The organism is Hyphomicrobiaceae bacterium (genome assembly GCA_041397645.1).
Classification (GTDB): Bacteria; Pseudomonadota; Alphaproteobacteria; order Rhizobiales; family Hyphomicrobiaceae; genus Hyphomicrobium_B.
This window is the reverse complement of the sequence record JAWKWE010000004.1, coordinates 2,923,225-2,936,369: the sequence shown is the minus strand read 5'-3', so window position 1 is coordinate 2,936,369 and position 13,145 is coordinate 2,923,225. Positions and strand designations below refer to the sequence as shown.

Annotated in this window: 16 protein-coding genes; 2 read left to right on the top strand and 14 right to left on the bottom strand. The window is 59.2% G+C overall.

Annotated elements, in window-relative coordinates; translation table 11 throughout:
* Positions 1-45: 45 nt before the first annotated feature.
* The 10 genes from recO to rpoZ all read right to left on the bottom strand — a co-directional run bounded on the left by recO (position 46) and on the right by rpoZ (position 8,670).
* Complete coding sequence (gene recO, locus R3D51_13700) at positions 46-768, bottom strand: DNA repair protein RecO (GenBank protein MEZ5900533.1); 723 nt, start codon at positions 766-768, stop codon at positions 46-48.
* 62 nt (positions 769-830) lie between these two features.
* Entirely contained in the window at positions 831-1,172 is a 342-nt protein-coding gene (locus R3D51_13695; protein ID MEZ5900532.1) for a hypothetical protein, read from the bottom strand.
* 70 nt (positions 1,173-1,242) lie between these two features.
* On the bottom strand, positions 1,243-2,160 hold the full coding sequence (gene era, locus R3D51_13690; GenBank protein ID MEZ5900531.1) for a GTPase Era: 918 nt from the start codon (positions 2,158-2,160) through the stop codon (positions 1,243-1,245).
* Positions 2,153-2,860: a ribonuclease III gene (rnc, locus tag R3D51_13685; GenBank protein ID MEZ5900530.1), complete on the bottom strand. Its 708-nt coding sequence runs from the start codon at positions 2,858-2,860 to the stop codon at positions 2,153-2,155. The genes era and rnc overlap by 8 nt, the downstream gene beginning before the upstream one ends.
* Positions 2,861-2,877: 17 nt before the next feature.
* Positions 2,878-3,702: a signal peptidase I gene (lepB, locus tag R3D51_13680; GenBank protein MEZ5900529.1), complete on the bottom strand. Its 825-nt coding sequence runs from the start codon at positions 3,700-3,702 to the stop codon at positions 2,878-2,880.
* A gap of 200 nt (positions 3,703-3,902) precedes the next feature.
* On the bottom strand, positions 3,903-4,316 hold the full coding sequence (gene acpS, locus R3D51_13675; GenBank protein ID MEZ5900528.1) for a holo-ACP synthase: 414 nt from the start codon (positions 4,314-4,316) through the stop codon (positions 3,903-3,905).
* Positions 4,313-5,110, bottom strand: coding sequence for a pyridoxine 5'-phosphate synthase (locus R3D51_13670; protein MEZ5900527.1), 798 nt, complete (start codon positions 5,108-5,110; stop codon positions 4,313-4,315). The genes acpS and R3D51_13670 overlap by 4 nt, the downstream gene beginning before the upstream one ends.
* A 107-nt stretch (positions 5,111-5,217) precedes the next feature.
* On the bottom strand, positions 5,218-5,721 hold the full coding sequence (locus R3D51_13665; protein MEZ5900526.1) for a DUF2062 domain-containing protein: 504 nt from the start codon (positions 5,719-5,721) through the stop codon (positions 5,218-5,220).
* Positions 5,722-5,875: 154 nt separating this feature from the next.
* On the bottom strand, positions 5,876-8,107 hold the full coding sequence (locus R3D51_13660) for a bifunctional (p)ppGpp synthetase/guanosine-3',5'-bis(diphosphate) 3'-pyrophosphohydrolase (GenBank protein ID MEZ5900525.1): 2,232 nt from the start codon (positions 8,105-8,107) through the stop codon (positions 5,876-5,878).
* Positions 8,108-8,217: 110 nt separating this feature from the next.
* Positions 8,218-8,670 (bottom strand): DNA-directed RNA polymerase subunit omega, encoded by a 453-nt coding sequence (gene rpoZ, locus R3D51_13655; GenBank protein ID MEZ5900524.1) that lies wholly within the window; start codon positions 8,668-8,670, stop codon positions 8,218-8,220.
* Between the two features lie 427 nt (positions 8,671-9,097).
* On the opposite strand from rpoZ, the gene R3D51_13650 reads away from it, so the two are divergent.
* Both R3D51_13650 and R3D51_13645 read left to right on the top strand, forming a co-directional pair.
* Positions 9,098-9,727 (top strand): NYN domain-containing protein, encoded by a 630-nt coding sequence (locus R3D51_13650; GenBank protein ID MEZ5900523.1) that lies wholly within the window; start codon positions 9,098-9,100, stop codon positions 9,725-9,727.
* Positions 9,728-9,950: 223 nt separating this feature from the next.
* On the top strand, positions 9,951-10,589 hold the full coding sequence (locus tag R3D51_13645) for a uracil-DNA glycosylase (protein MEZ5900522.1): 639 nt from the start codon (positions 9,951-9,953) through the stop codon (positions 10,587-10,589).
* Between the two features lie 5 nt (positions 10,590-10,594).
* Here R3D51_13645 and R3D51_13640 read toward each other — a convergent pair whose 3' ends face one another.
* From R3D51_13640 to dapA, 4 genes are read right to left on the bottom strand one after another with little or no spacing between them, the layout of a single operon-like run.
* Positions 10,595-11,161 carry a peroxiredoxin gene (locus tag R3D51_13640; GenBank protein ID MEZ5900521.1) on the bottom strand — a complete coding sequence of 189 codons (567 nt, stop codon included), beginning with the start codon at positions 11,159-11,161 and terminating at the stop codon, positions 10,595-10,597.
* A complete protein-coding gene (locus R3D51_13635) occupies positions 11,137-11,715 on the bottom strand; it encodes a peroxiredoxin (protein MEZ5900520.1) in 579 nt (192 codons plus the stop codon). The genes R3D51_13640 and R3D51_13635 overlap by 25 nt, the downstream gene beginning before the upstream one ends.
* On the bottom strand, positions 11,715-12,188 hold the full coding sequence (gene smpB / locus R3D51_13630) for an SsrA-binding protein SmpB (protein ID MEZ5900519.1): 474 nt from the start codon (positions 12,186-12,188) through the stop codon (positions 11,715-11,717). Before smpB ends, R3D51_13635 begins: the two co-directional genes overlap by 1 nt.
* A 49-nt stretch (positions 12,189-12,237) precedes the next feature.
* Positions 12,238-13,131 (bottom strand): 4-hydroxy-tetrahydrodipicolinate synthase, encoded by an 894-nt coding sequence (gene dapA / locus R3D51_13625; GenBank protein ID MEZ5900518.1) that lies wholly within the window; start codon positions 13,129-13,131, stop codon positions 12,238-12,240.
* Between the last annotated feature and the right edge of the window lie 14 nt (positions 13,132-13,145).

Below are 13,145 nucleotides of genomic sequence, written 5' to 3'. Positions count from 1 at the left end.
GCCACGCCGCCAAGGCCGTAAACCCCGCGCAAATCGCCTCAAGACTTACGCCCGCGCCAATTGTTCGGCCAGCCGAAGCCGGACATCCGGCATCGGCTCTCCACGCTGCGAAAGCACGCGCGCTTTGAGAAAATGGCCGGTTAGCGCCAGCCCGTCGCGAATATCGTTCGCGCCCACATGCGCGCCGCTGGAGCGTGCCAGAAATCCCGGCAGCGCAAGCAGCCTGTCCTTGTAAGGCTCGCCCGCGGAAGCTGAAACCGCCCGTCCCGACTTCGGAGACACGTAGATGAGCTGATCGTTGCCGCCTGTTGCTGCGCATTGCGTGAGGTCGAGACCGAAACCAAGCTCATCGAGTAACGCCAATTCCCAGCGCACGTAGAGTGCAGGCCACACGGTTGCATCATCCAAGAACCCGAGAACAAACAGGGTCACTTCGTAGAGCGAAGGATGAGGATCGCGCTCGGGAAGAAGCCTTGTCAGCGCGGCCATGCTCGAAAGCCCGCCAAGAGCGATCGAACTATCCATGGCATCAGCCGCGAACGGACGCAGCAGTTCAAGCGACACATGGCCAAGTTGCTCGGCAAGGCGCGCCTTCCATGTGGCGTTGACTTGATTTCCTGTCTGCAAGACCGGACGCAGTTTGCGAGACCTTCCCCCATGGACGAGACCGAGGTGGCGGCCGTGGGTACGCGTGAACAGTTCCGCTACCGCCGCGGTCTCACCGTGGGGCCGCACTGAAAGAACGATCGCTTCATCGGTCCATTGCATGGATTGGGATGTACACCGGATTCGACGGCGGGGGCGATAGGTGGGCTATGAACGCAGGGCGACTAGAGGGATTGACCCGCATCACGCTTCTCACTTGGTATCCGCCTGGGGTTCTGCTGAATGACGCAAGGGGACCCAAGCGCGACGCACGCAACCTTTTCGTCCTTGGCAAAGCATTTCAAGGCTTTCTGCGCTGCCAAGCGCCAGGAATCGTAACCTTTGCCGTACTTCGCGGCTCGTGCCCGCCATTGGGAGATCGCTTCCGACTTGGATGCACGTTCACTGTCCGCTTCCACGATTTCACTCGACACCATCGCCCGGCAGACGCGAACCGCTGCTGACCCCTGTGGAACGGGCATGAGCACAGCCGCGAGCACAAAAAGGCGAACCAACAACCCTCGCATGGAAACTCCTCCGCCGGCCGCGCCGACGACATTGCGACGAAAGCATACTAATCGCGCGGAGTTGCGGTGGCTACTTCTTGGGGAAATCGAGCCCCATCTCGCGATAGCGCTCGGGATCGCTGCCCCAGTTTTCGCGCACCTTAACGAACAAGAACAGGTGTACGGGCGCTTCAACGATCTCGCTCAATTCCTTGCGGGACTCCATCGAGATCTTCTTGACCGTAGCCCCACCCTTACCCAGCACGATGCTCCGCTGGCTTTCGCGTTCCACAAAGATGGTCTGCTCGATGCGAACCGAGCCGTTCTTCAACTGCTTCCAGCTATCGGTTTCCACTGTGATCGCGTAGGGCAGCTCGTCATGCAGCCAATTGTAGATGCGTTCGCGTGTTATTTCCGCAGCCAGCATCCGCAACGGAAGGTCGGTGACGTCGTCTTCGGAATAGTGCCAGGGACCTTCCGGAACGACGGAAGCGAGATAGCGCCGCAGCTCATCGACGCCGCTGCCACTGAGTGCGGAAATCATGAAGACGCGATCGAAGGCAGCCTCTTTGGTAAGCTGCGCCGTCAGCGCAAGAAGCCGCGCCTTGTCCTCGATGCGATCGACTTTATTCAGCACGGCAATCTTCGCACGCCGCTGATCCTTAATTCGTGCAAGGATGGCGAGTGTGTCATCGTCGAGCCCCTTGGCCGCATCGATCACGAGCAGCAGAACGTCAGCGTCGCTTGCGCGCTGCCAAGCTGCATCTACCATGGCGCGATCGAGTGTGCGCTTTGGTTGAAAGATGCCAGGCGTATCGGTGAGTACGAGCTGGCTGACGCCGTCCATGGCGATGCCGCGAACCGGCACGCGTGTCGTCTGCACTTTGTGCGAGACAATCGACACCTTAGTGCCGACCAGCGCGTTGACGAGTGTCGACTTGCCAGCGTTGGGACTGCCAAGAATGGCGATGAACCCGCAGCGCGTCGTTTGATCCTTGTTATCAGACATCGGCATGTTTGTCTTGTACACCTTCGCGCTTTAGCAGTGCGCGCGCTGCTGCCTGTTCAGCGACGCGCTTGGAAGCTCCCTCGCCGCGCGCAGGCGCCTTGCCTGCGATCAGCACTTCGGCAGTGAAGTGCGGCGCGTGATCGGGCCCCTGGCGCGACACAACCGAATACTTCGGCAACGCCAGCCCTTGTCCTTGTGCCCATTCCTGCAGCTGCGACTTGGCGTCGACGGTCACTTCCGGAACGTTGTCCGACTGCTCCTGCCAGAGCTTGCGCACCACCGCTCTCGCTTTGTCAAATCCAGCGTCGAGAAAGACCGCGCCAAGCACCGCCTCGACAGCATCGGCCAGGATTGTCGCCTTCTGCCGCCCCCCGCTATCTGCCTCACTGTCGGACAGAATGAGGTACTGCCCCAAATCGATATTGCGGGAGACGCGCGCGCAAGCCTCTCCACGAACCAACCGATTGAAACGGCGTGCAAGTTCCCCTTCATCCGCATCGGGATGCTGCGCGCTCAAGACTTCCGCTATGGCAAGCCCCAGCACGCGATCGCCGATGAACTCAAGCCGCTCGTTGTCGCCCCGATCGGCCTTTCCGCCGCGCACACTGGCATGCGTCAGCGCCCGCTCTATCAGATTGGGGTCCTTGAAACGGTGCCCGAGCTTTTTTTCGAGTTCCTTGAACTTGCGCGGACGCAACATGGCGCGGATCGACACCTCTAGCGCACGAGCTTGAAGAACCTGTTCCAGCGGATATCGAAGGGCCAGGTCCACGGCGCATACCAGCGCAACGCATCTGGCTCATCGACTTTAGCTGAGAAGAAAATAATCTCGGCGCGGCCGATGAAATTCTCAAGCGGCACATAGCCCACACCGCCCGGGCTCATATCACGGCTGTCGGACGAATTATCCCGGTTATCGCCCATCATAAAGTAATGGCCTTCGGGAACTTCATAGACGTCAGTGTTATCGAAGGCGCCGTTCTTCTCAAAATCAAGCACCTGATATGTGACGCCATTGGGAAGCGTCTCTTCATACACGTCGGTATTCACCATGGAAAAGCGCGAGCTTTCGCGCGTGCGCACGGTCGCGATCTTCTTCTTGGGCACGGCCGTGCCGTTGATATAGAGCACGCCGTCCTTCATCTGTAGCTTGTCACCGGGCAGTCCGATCACGCGCTTGATATAGTCGGTCTCGTTATCGGAAGGCTTGCGAAAGACCGCAACATCGCCCCGCTTCGGCGGCGAGGAGAAGATGCGCCCGCTGGAGATGAGATCGGGAAGGACTCGGAAGGTTGAGCACCCGCCGGTGAAGGGGATGCACACGGTTGCCGTACGCGGAAACGAATACTTCGAATAGCCGTACGAGAGTTTGGAGACGAACAAATAGTCGCCGATCAACAGCGTGTTCTTCATCGAGCCGGAAGGAATGTTGAACGGCTGATAAAGAAAGACGCGCACGAACATCGCGATCGCCAACGCTTCCGCGATGATGATGGCTGTATCAAGCCAGCTTGAACGTCCTGACCTTGCCGCGGCGCTCATCCCTTGCTCCCAAATTACGCCTGAAACGGCGCAAGCCGGGGCGTGGTTCTGTTAACTCGCTCGCTATAGCGAGTTTGCCTGCCCCGTGCAATCTGAACGACGGTTTCCCTCAAGAACCCATGGAATTACGGCATTAATTTCGCCGGGGCTGGGTACGATCGCCGCCCAGCTATTTTCACGCGCCGATGCAACTGCGCGCCTCAGCGCGCCGGACCTTTATCGGGCAAGGCGGATATGATGACGACCGCTTCCGCGATTGGATATTCATCGGTCAAGGTTACGTCGATGCGCGCGGTATATCCCGGAGGGATCAGACTTTCCAGGCGTTTGGCGGCCCCCTTGCCCAGAGCGAGGGTCGGCCGCCCCGAGGCTGAGTTTACAACCCCGATGTCTTTCAAGTGAACACCGTTGCGAAAGCCGGTTCCGAGCGCCTTGGAGAGCGCTTCCTTTGCCGCAAAGCGCTTCGCTAGAGTGCGGGCAGGATGCACGCGCGCGTAAGCTTTGCGCCGCTCCTCGGCAGTGAAAACCTTGTCGAGAAACCGGTCGCCAAAACGTTCAAGCGTTTTCTCTATGCGGCGGATATCGCAAAGGTCGTTGCCGATGCCGATGATCATGCTGCTCCGCCTACCCCCGCCAATGCGATTGCGGGGTGTTGGCGCGCTTCATCCATCAATGTACGCATCCTGCGCACCGCAGCGGGCAAGCCGCCAAAGATGGCTTCGCCGATAATGAAGTGGCCAATATTGAGCTCAACAATCTCGGGAAGCCGTGCAATCGGCTGCACCGTATTGTAGGTCAGCCCGTGACCTGCATGGACTTCCAAACCCGCCGCGTGCGCCGTGCGCGCACCCGAAGCGTGACGCGCCAATTCACGCGCCAGGCCCGGCGCATCGTTATCAAGCGCCATATTGCAGTAGCGTCCGGTGTGAAGCTCGACAATGTCTGCCCCGATCTCGGCGCTCGCAGCTATGGCATCGGGATCAGGTTCGATGAACAACGAAACACGAATTCCTGCGTCTTTGAGCTCGGCGACAAACGGCTTGAGCAATGCGCGCTGACCAACCACGTCGAGGCCGCCCTCGGTGGTTCGTTCCTCTCGTCGCTCCGGCACCAGACAACAGGCATTGGGAACATGGCGCAAAGCGATGGCGAGCATCTCAGGAGTCGCCGCCATCTCTAAATTGAGTGGACGCGTCAGCTCGTATTTCAGCCGGGTGATGTCTTCGTCAGATATGTGTCGGCGATCTTCTCGCAGGTGCGCCGTGATCCCGTCGGCGCCTCCATCTATCGCCAGATGCGCGGCCCGAAGCGGATCGGGATGACGCCCTCCACGCGCATTGCGCAACGTCGCCACGTGATCGATGTTAACGCCAAGACGCAAAGGAGAAGTGGCAGGCCGCGCACGCATACTTAAAGCTCTCTCAAGTCAAACAACCAGATGCGGCTGGCCGGAAGGTGCCGACAAGATCCAGAGGGCTCGTCCGCAACGGCTTATGGCCAAAACACGATTGAAATTCATGCGCTCGCCAGCAGCTGCCTACGGCGTTGGAAGCTGCCGACCGCACGGCGCATAGGATAATAGCTGAGCGCCGCGGCAATCAAGCCGACCAGCAGACTGCCCATCAGCATAGGTAACACATGCGGCCGGATCGTCGTCGCGGCTGCGTCCAGTGACACTGGATTGGGATCGGCTGCCGCGGCAGCAAGCAAAGCCGCACTCTGGCTTACGTGCTCTGCGGAGATCGCCGGATCGAGCCCGAGCACCCATGCTCCGGCCACGTAGGACGCCGCCCAGATCGCAGGCCAACTCAACGGATTGCCAGCAAACGTCCCAAGCACGGCGGCCGGAATGTTGACGCGCAGAAGAAAGGCGATAGCAATGGCCAATAGCACCTGAAGCCCGACGAAGGGCGTGAAGGCCGCAAAGACGCCAGCCGCGCACCCAAGTGCGATCTCGTGTGGTGTTGCGTGCAGGCGCATCAGCCGACGCCATAGATAAGCCAAGCGCCGACTGAGCACAGTCAAGCGCGACCGTAGCCCGAGAGGAGCGGACGGCTTCGATCGCTTACACGAAACTGGTGTATCGCTGCGCACTTCAGATTAGTCCTATGAGCGCCGAGGCGGCCAAACGCAGGCGGCCGCAGGCACCTCTATCCCCCGCGCGTACTATAGCCTATTCGAACAGGCGTTCCACCTTCGAAACCGTTGGCTTGGCGCGCAGGCCTGAAATGATTCTGTTAAGATGAACAAGGTCGAACACCTCTATGACAATGCTCATTTCGGTGAAATCGGCCGCTTTCCGCACCATCTTTAGATTCTCGATGTTGCCACCGGAAGTCCCGATGACTGCGGCAATTTCTGCAAGCGAACCGGGTGCATTGACCGCCGTTACAGACAGGTGAGCTGGGAACCTCTCGGGCCGCGCCGGATCCACATCCCAGGTCACATCGACCCATCCTTCGTGCTCGAACTCCTTGAGTCGTGGTGAGTGGATCTGGAAAATTTGGATGCCGACGCCAGGGCTCAACACCCCCACGATTCGGTCGCCCGGGACAGCGCCGCCGGGCTCGAACTGTACCGGAACGTTTTCCCCGCCTCCAACCGACAGCATCCTCATTGCATCGTGCTCACCGGCCCGAAACTTGAGGCTCATGACTTTGTCGATGTTGAACCAGCCATCCTCGCCCTTCGCCCGGCCGAACTTGCGGGTTGGCTTATAGCTTTCTTGCCCGCTCTCAGGCGCGGGAATGAGATGCTTGAGCGCCTCCTCAAGTGCACCTTCGTTGCGCCCCGCCGCGGCAAGTGCCTCATCAAGTGACTTGGCATTGAGCTTGGGCAAAACCGCCTTCAGTTTATCGTCTGAGTACGTGAGTTTTGCGTTAGACATGGCGGCGACAAGAAGCTGACGGCCGAGCGCAACGTAGCGCTTGCGCTGCGCTTCGCGCGCCGCGCGGCGGATAGCAGACCGTGCCCGTCCGGTAACCGCAAACGCTTCCCACTGCGCCGGGCGGACATGCGTTTTGGAGGTTTCGATGACGACCTCGTCGCCGTTGCGCAAACGGGTATCGATGGGAACGTGACGGCCATTGATAAATGCGGCAACCGCCTCATTGCCGATGTCGGTGTGCACCGCGTAGGCAAAGTCGAGAGGCGTCGCTCCGCGCGGCAGCGCGATAAGCCGCCCCTTGGGCGTAAAGCAGAACACCTGATCGTGGAACAACTCCAACTTGGTGTGTTCCAAGAATTCTTCCGGATTTTCCGCCTGTAAGACGGTGTTGATCATAGCGCGGAGATGGCCATACGGACCAAAGTCATTGACTGGCGCCACTGCGCTGCTGGCGCCGTTGGCGCGTTTGCCGACACCAGGACGAACCGCCTCCTTGTAGAGCGCATGGGCAGCGATGCCAAACTCGGCGACGCGATGCATTTCGCGGGTGCGGATCTGAAGTTCCACGCGCTGATGGCTAGGGCCATATACGGTCGTGTGGATCGATTGGTAGTTGTTGCGCTTGGGCGCGGAGATGTAATCCTTGAACCGCCCGGGAACAGTGCTCCAGGTTGTGTGCACGATGCCCAATGCGCGGTAGCAGTCGTCGATGCTATCGACAGTCACGCGGAAAGCAAAAATATCGGAAAGCTGCTCCAAACTGATTTGCTTGTGCTCCATCTTGCTCCAGATGGAATAGGGCTTCTTCTCGCGGCCGACCGTCTCGGCCTTAATCCCGGCATCGGCCAGTTTGCGGGCAAGGGCCTGACGGATCTCCTCCACGAGCCCCTGGTTGCGCGCGCGCAGATCCGCGAGCTTGTCCGTCACCGCCGCATAGGCTTCCGGATGCAGCCACCGGAAGGCATGGTCCTCCAGCTCTTCTCGCAGCGTTTGCATGCCCATCAGGCCGGCTAAAGGCGCGTAGATATCGAGAGTTTCTTCGGAGTTGCGCTGTCGGCTCTCCGGCCGCATGTGCTCCAGCGTGCGCATGTTATGGAGGCGATCGGCAAGCTTGACGAGCAGCACGCGGATGTCGCTCGAAATCGCAATCAAGAGCTTGCGAAAGTTCTCAGCCTGCTCTGCGCGTTTGGAAACGAGATCCAGCCGCTTGATCTTCGTAAGGCCGTCAACAAGGCCGCCGATCTCTGGCCCGAACATCTGATCGATCTCGGCGCGCGTAGCATCTGTATCTTCGATAACGTCGTGCAGAAGCGCCGTGGCGACAGTGGCGTCGTCGAGCTTCAGCTCGGTCAGGATAGCGGCCACTTCCAGCGGATGCGAAAAATAAGGCGCACCAGAAGCTCGCTTCTGGTGGCCATGGGCCTTCATGGCATAAACATAGGCGCGATTGAGCAACGCCTCGTCGGCCTTTGGATCATATTTGAGAACTCGCTCGACGAGTTCGTATTGCCGCATCATTGCCGGCCGCTCTCCTTGGAAGCGGACCTAGAGCCTAACCGATCGCACCGCAGAAACGAAAGGGCGCGTTCCTCGCGCCCTTGTTAATTCACAAAACGCTAATGAGAGCGTCAACGGCCACGGTCGCGGGGATCACGATCGCGTTCACGCGGACCGCCGCCCGACCCAATGTTGGCCGACGGCTCCAGCGGCGTCATGCTTTCCAGGCCGCGCAGCAGCTGCTCTTCGGTCATGACGTCGACCTGGGTATCGCTCGACATATCGTCCCGGCCCAGCATTGGGGCACGGCGCTCGGCCGGCCGAAGAGGCGCCGCCACGGCCTCAGGCTCGTCCACTTCGGTGTTCTTCTGAATCGAATTGATCAGCCCTTCTTTCATGTCCTCCGGCGAGATGGTTCGCTCAGCAATCTCTCGAAGGGCGATCACGGGGTTCTTATCGTCGTCCGGCTGGATGGTAATCGCGCTGCCGTTGGCGATCGAGCGGGCGCGGTGAGCGGCCAGCAGGACGAGTTCGAACCGGTTTGGGATCTTGTCGACGCAATCTTCGACGGTAACGCGTGCCATGGCAGGTCGTCCTCAGCTGTTGTGGCGGATGCAAAGAGTGCGCAGGACCGCACCTATCCACCTGATTACCTGACGCAAAAAAGCGCCGACATGCGATCTCGCGACCGCGCGGCGTAAAATCTCGGGCTTTGTTGCTCTTTTATGCCACGAGGAGCATGCCTTGGCAACAAAGCACTCTGGGAGGGAAATCTTCCCAACATTACGAGATGGTCAGGTTTTAGCCACATGCGGAACAATTTGGCATACATTTCATTCGTTTATGCCGTTCTACACAATTCTGTTATGTGCTGAAGAGGGCTTCCCCAAAATGCAGTGCGAGGAATAAATTGTTTTGAGCGGCTTCTGGTCTGCAAATGGGACCAAGGCTTAAATTCTGAGCGGTCGCCATTGGCCGGGACTGCTCATTGTGCTGATCAAAGGATTTATTATGCACTTTTACAGCTCTGAGCGGATCGCGCTCTTCATTGACGGTGCCAATCTTTATGCCACGGCAAAATCTCTCGGCTTCGATATCGACTACAAGCGGTTGCTAACCTTCTTCCGCAGCAAGGGGCAGCTGGTTCGCGCGCTGTACTACACGGCGCTGGCGGAGGAGCAGGAGTACTCGTCTATCCGTCCCCTAATTGACTGGTTGGACTACAACGGCTTCACGATGGTTACCAAGCCGACAAAGGAATTCACCGACAGCACCGGAAGGCGCAAGATCAAAGGCAACATGGACATCGAACTGGCTGTCGACGCCATGCGCCTTGCTGATACGCTCGATCACATAGTGCTCTTCTCGGGAGACGGCGACTTCCGCTCGTTGGTGAGCGCGCTCCAGCAGAAGGGCAAGCGCGTGTCGATCGTATCCACGCTGCAAACGCAGCCGCCCATGGTTGCAGACGAGTTGCGGCGGCAGGCGGACCAATTCATTGACCTTGCCGATCTCGAAGCTCAGATTTGTCGCGACGCCAATGGTCGTCCGCAGCGCGATGTCCGCGCCTACGTAGCACGCAGCGTACAAGGCGCAGGTCGCGACAGCTTCCACGACGACGACCTTTCTGAAGAGGTCTAAGGCGTCGACCGCATCACCCTTGATCCACTCCCCCCGTGGATCGGCGCCGTGGTTCGCAAGAACCGCGGCGCTGCTTCTATTGGCAGCCCAATCGCCCTATCCTGCGTCCGCGCGTTCCGCGCGATAGTGAGAACACGGCCCGATCTTACGACTACCGAGACCAAGCCATATGCATACTCGCGCCCGCACCGCCGGTCCCGCCAAAGAGATTGCCGCATCGACAATGCCGGCGGAAGCGCCAGCCGCCTGCACCCTGTGTCCTCGGCTTGTCGCCTATCGCGAAGCCAATGCCGAAGCGGAACCTTCGTGGTTCAACGGCGCAGTGCCTTCTTTTGGCGATGCAAACGCGCGGCTGCTCATCGTAGGGCTCGCGCCAGGCCGCGGTGGCGCCAACCGCACGGGACGTCCCTTCACCGGCGACTACGCTGGCGAGCTTCTCTATCAAACGTTGCTCGAATTTGGATTTGCCAAGGGCACCTACAAAGCCGATCCCAACGACGGCCTCCAACTGCACGATGCCATGATCACCAACGCCGTGCGCTGCGCGCCGCCTGAAAATAAACCGACCCCAGCCGAAATCGCCACATGCCGCGCGTATTTTTCGGCGCGGCTTGCAGCGCTTCCGCGGCTTACCGTTCTGCTTGCCCTCGGGCGGATTGCACACGATCAGACGTTGGCTACCCTAGGCTTACGGAAGGCACAATTTCCGTTCGCCCACGGCGCCCGTCATGAGCTGGGAGAGGGCCGCGCGCTTTTTGATAGCTTCCACTGCTCGCGTTACAACACAAACACCGGACGTCTGACGCCCGAAATGTTCCGCGCCGTGTTTGCCGACATCCGAAACGCCATCGACAAGCTTTAGGAAGCTCACTCCCTTGCCGAAAGCTCTGCCAACAACGTGGCTGCGTGAGTGTCGGGCGGATGCACGGGATAGATGCAACGATAAATCACACCGTCCCGCACCACCATGGTCAACCGCTTCAGATAACTCAAGCCGCCGGTTTCAAAACGTGGCAGCTCAAGCGCATCGGCAAACGCGAAGTCTTCATCGCTGAGCAGCAGGAAAGGCAGGCCCGTGCGTGCAGCAAATACGCGCTGATGAGTGCTTGCCATTGCGCTTAAGCCAAACACCTCGTAGCCGCGCACCTGGAAGGCTGGATAGCAGTCTCTGAAACCTTCCGCTTCGGGGGTCGAACCATGCGCACCTGGAATGTCGTCCCAGGATGGCGGATTTGCTGCTCCCGGCGTTCCGGTAAACGGATACACGAATACGATCGCACGTTCCTGATAGCGCGCGAGATTGACCGCCGCTCCGCGTGTCGCCGTCAGCGCCACGTCTGGAAGCCGCGTACCAGGAATGATGTGCTTCGCTCCGCCGTCGTCTTTAGGGGCAGGCCAGGGCCACGTCGCTACTTTGGATTTTGTCTTAGCCAAGAAAGCACCTCGATGACATTCTGATCGGGTGGAAAAACGGGGTAGATGTGGTGCGAGATCGTTCCATTGTCAGCAACAATCGCCATCCGCTTCAACAGCCGCATTCCCGCGACCTCCATGGTCGGCAAATTCAGCGGCCGAGAGAATGCACTCTGGGCATCGGATAAGAGCGAAAATGGCAAGTGCAGCCGCTCGGCCGCCTCACGCTGATAGTCCGACTCTTGAACGGAAAGGCCGAACACGCGATCAGCGCCTGCTGCATGGAGTTCGCTATAGTGATCGCGAAACCCGCAGGCCTGAGGCGTACATCCTCGAGCGCCTGGAAATTCGTCCCAACCCTTCGGCAGCGGCTGATCCGGCCTCCCGGTCATCGGATAGATGAAAACAACGGTCCGGCCATATAATTGGGAGAGATCTACGCGACTGCCATCGGTTGCTTCCAATGAGCAGCGCGGCAATCGTGCGCCTGTAAGATGGCGCGCTGCTCCGTCGTCCTCTGGGGCGGGAATCGTCGACCAGTCTACCCCGAGAAGATTTGGGAACGATCCGTCCATCAGCCCTTCTCGCGCATGAGGCGCGCCTTCTGACGGTTCCAATCTCGCTTTGCAGCGTCCTCTCGTTTGTCGTGGAGCTTCTTACCCTCTGCAAGGCCGATCTTGAGTTTCGCAACTCCTTTGGGGTTGAAGTAGAGCTCCAACGGAACCAGCGTCATGCCCTTACGCTCGATGGCGAGCTTCATCTTTTTCAGCTCGCCCTCATGCAGCAGCAGTTTGCGTTTGCGGCGTGGCTCATGCTGGAACAGCGCAGCGCCCTTGTATTCAGCGATGTAGGCATTGATCAGCCACAGCCCGCCGTCTTCGAACGAGGCGTAGCTCTCGGTGATATTTGATTGGCCGACACGCAGGGACTTCACTTCCGATCCGAGCAGCGCAATTCCCGCCTCCCAGCTATCGGTAATGAAGTACTCGTGACGCGCCTTGCGGTTCTCGGCTACAAGCGTCGATCCGTCATCTCTCTTGGAGGCCATTTTAGTTATTGTTGCTCCAATACTTCTGCCGTTCTCAAAAAGGAAACGGCTATTCCGCGGCCTTCGACTCCAGCAGGCCGAGGTCCAAGAGCACCGCATCGATTGCTTTCTTGCTCTGCTCCGACAGCGGCACCATGGGCAGGCGCATTTCCGCCGTGCAAAGCCCTAGCCTGGAGACGGCATACTTCGCCGGTGCCGGGTTCGTTTCGCAGAACATGATCTCAAAAAGTGGCATCAGGCGATCCTGTAGCGCCAGCCCGGTCTTGAAGTCACCAGCCAGAAGCGCGCTCTGCATTTGCGATACCAGGCGCGGCGCCACGTTGGACGCAACCGAAATCACACCGCGTCCGCCGTGCGCCACAAAGCCCAGAGCCGTTGCGTCTTCTCCTGACAGCTGACAGAAGACTTCGCCACACGCGGCACGCTGCTGAGAAGGCCGAGCAAGATTTGCTGTCGCGTCCTTTACACCCGCGACGTTCTTTAGCTCCTTCACGCAACGTGCCATGGTGTCGACCGACATATCGACGACGGAGCGGCCAGGAATGTTGTAGATGTAAATTGGGATATTGATGGCGTCGTTGATGGCCTTGAAGTGCTGAAACAGCCCTTCCTGGTTCGGCTTGTTGTAGTACGGCGTGACGATGAGCACGCCATCCGCCCCCACCTTTTGCGCATACTGCGAAAGCTCTATGGCCTCATCCGTCGAGTTCGAACCCGTGCCAGCCATGACCGGAACACGCTTCTTGGCGGTCTCGACGCAAATCTCGATCACACGCTTATGCTCATCGTAGTCGAGCGTCGGGCTTTCTCCGGTCGTGCCCACAGGCACAAGACCGTGAATGCCTTCTGTAATCTGCCAGTCTACAATGCGGGCGAAGGCGGCCTCATCCAATGCACCGTTTCTGAAAGGCGTGATAAGAGCCGTAAGCGATCCTTTGAACATCGTCGAACCTTGCG

Excerpts from the sequence above, each read along its gene's own strand:
- recO (MEZ5900533.1), bottom strand. The coding sequence starts at position 768 with ATGCAATGGACCGATGAAGCGATCGTTCTTTCAGTGCGGCCCCACGGT.
- R3D51_13695 (MEZ5900532.1), bottom strand. The coding sequence starts at position 1,172 with ATGCGAGGGTTGTTGGTTCGCCTTTTTGTGCTCGCGGCTGTGCTCATG.
- era (MEZ5900531.1), bottom strand. The coding sequence starts at position 2,160 with ATGTCTGATAACAAGGATCAAACGACGCGCTGCGGGTTCATCGCCATT.
- rnc (MEZ5900530.1), bottom strand. The coding sequence starts at position 2,860 with ATGTTGCGTCCGCGCAAGTTCAAGGAACTCGAAAAAAAGCTCGGGCAC.
- lepB (MEZ5900529.1), bottom strand. The coding sequence starts at position 3,702 with ATGAGCGCCGCGGCAAGGTCAGGACGTTCAAGCTGGCTTGATACAGCC.
- acpS (MEZ5900528.1), bottom strand. The coding sequence starts at position 4,316 with ATGATCATCGGCATCGGCAACGACCTTTGCGATATCCGCCGCATAGAG.
- R3D51_13670 (MEZ5900527.1), bottom strand. The coding sequence starts at position 5,110 with ATGCGTGCGCGGCCTGCCACTTCTCCTTTGCGTCTTGGCGTTAACATC.
- R3D51_13660 (MEZ5900525.1), bottom strand. The coding sequence starts at position 8,107 with ATGATGCGGCAATACGAACTCGTCGAGCGAGTTCTCAAATATGATCCA.
- rpoZ (MEZ5900524.1), bottom strand. The coding sequence starts at position 8,670 with ATGGCACGCGTTACCGTCGAAGATTGCGTCGACAAGATCCCAAACCGG.
- R3D51_13650 (MEZ5900523.1), top strand. The coding sequence starts at position 9,098 with ATGCACTTTTACAGCTCTGAGCGGATCGCGCTCTTCATTGACGGTGCC.
- R3D51_13645 (MEZ5900522.1), top strand. The coding sequence starts at position 9,951 with ATGCCGGCGGAAGCGCCAGCCGCCTGCACCCTGTGTCCTCGGCTTGTC.
- R3D51_13635 (MEZ5900520.1), bottom strand. The coding sequence starts at position 11,715 with ATGGACGGATCGTTCCCAAATCTTCTCGGGGTAGACTGGTCGACGATT.
- smpB (MEZ5900519.1), bottom strand. The coding sequence starts at position 12,188 with ATGGCCTCCAAGAGAGATGACGGATCGACGCTTGTAGCCGAGAACCGC.
- dapA (MEZ5900518.1), bottom strand. The coding sequence starts at position 13,131 with ATGTTCAAAGGATCGCTTACGGCTCTTATCACGCCTTTCAGAAACGGT.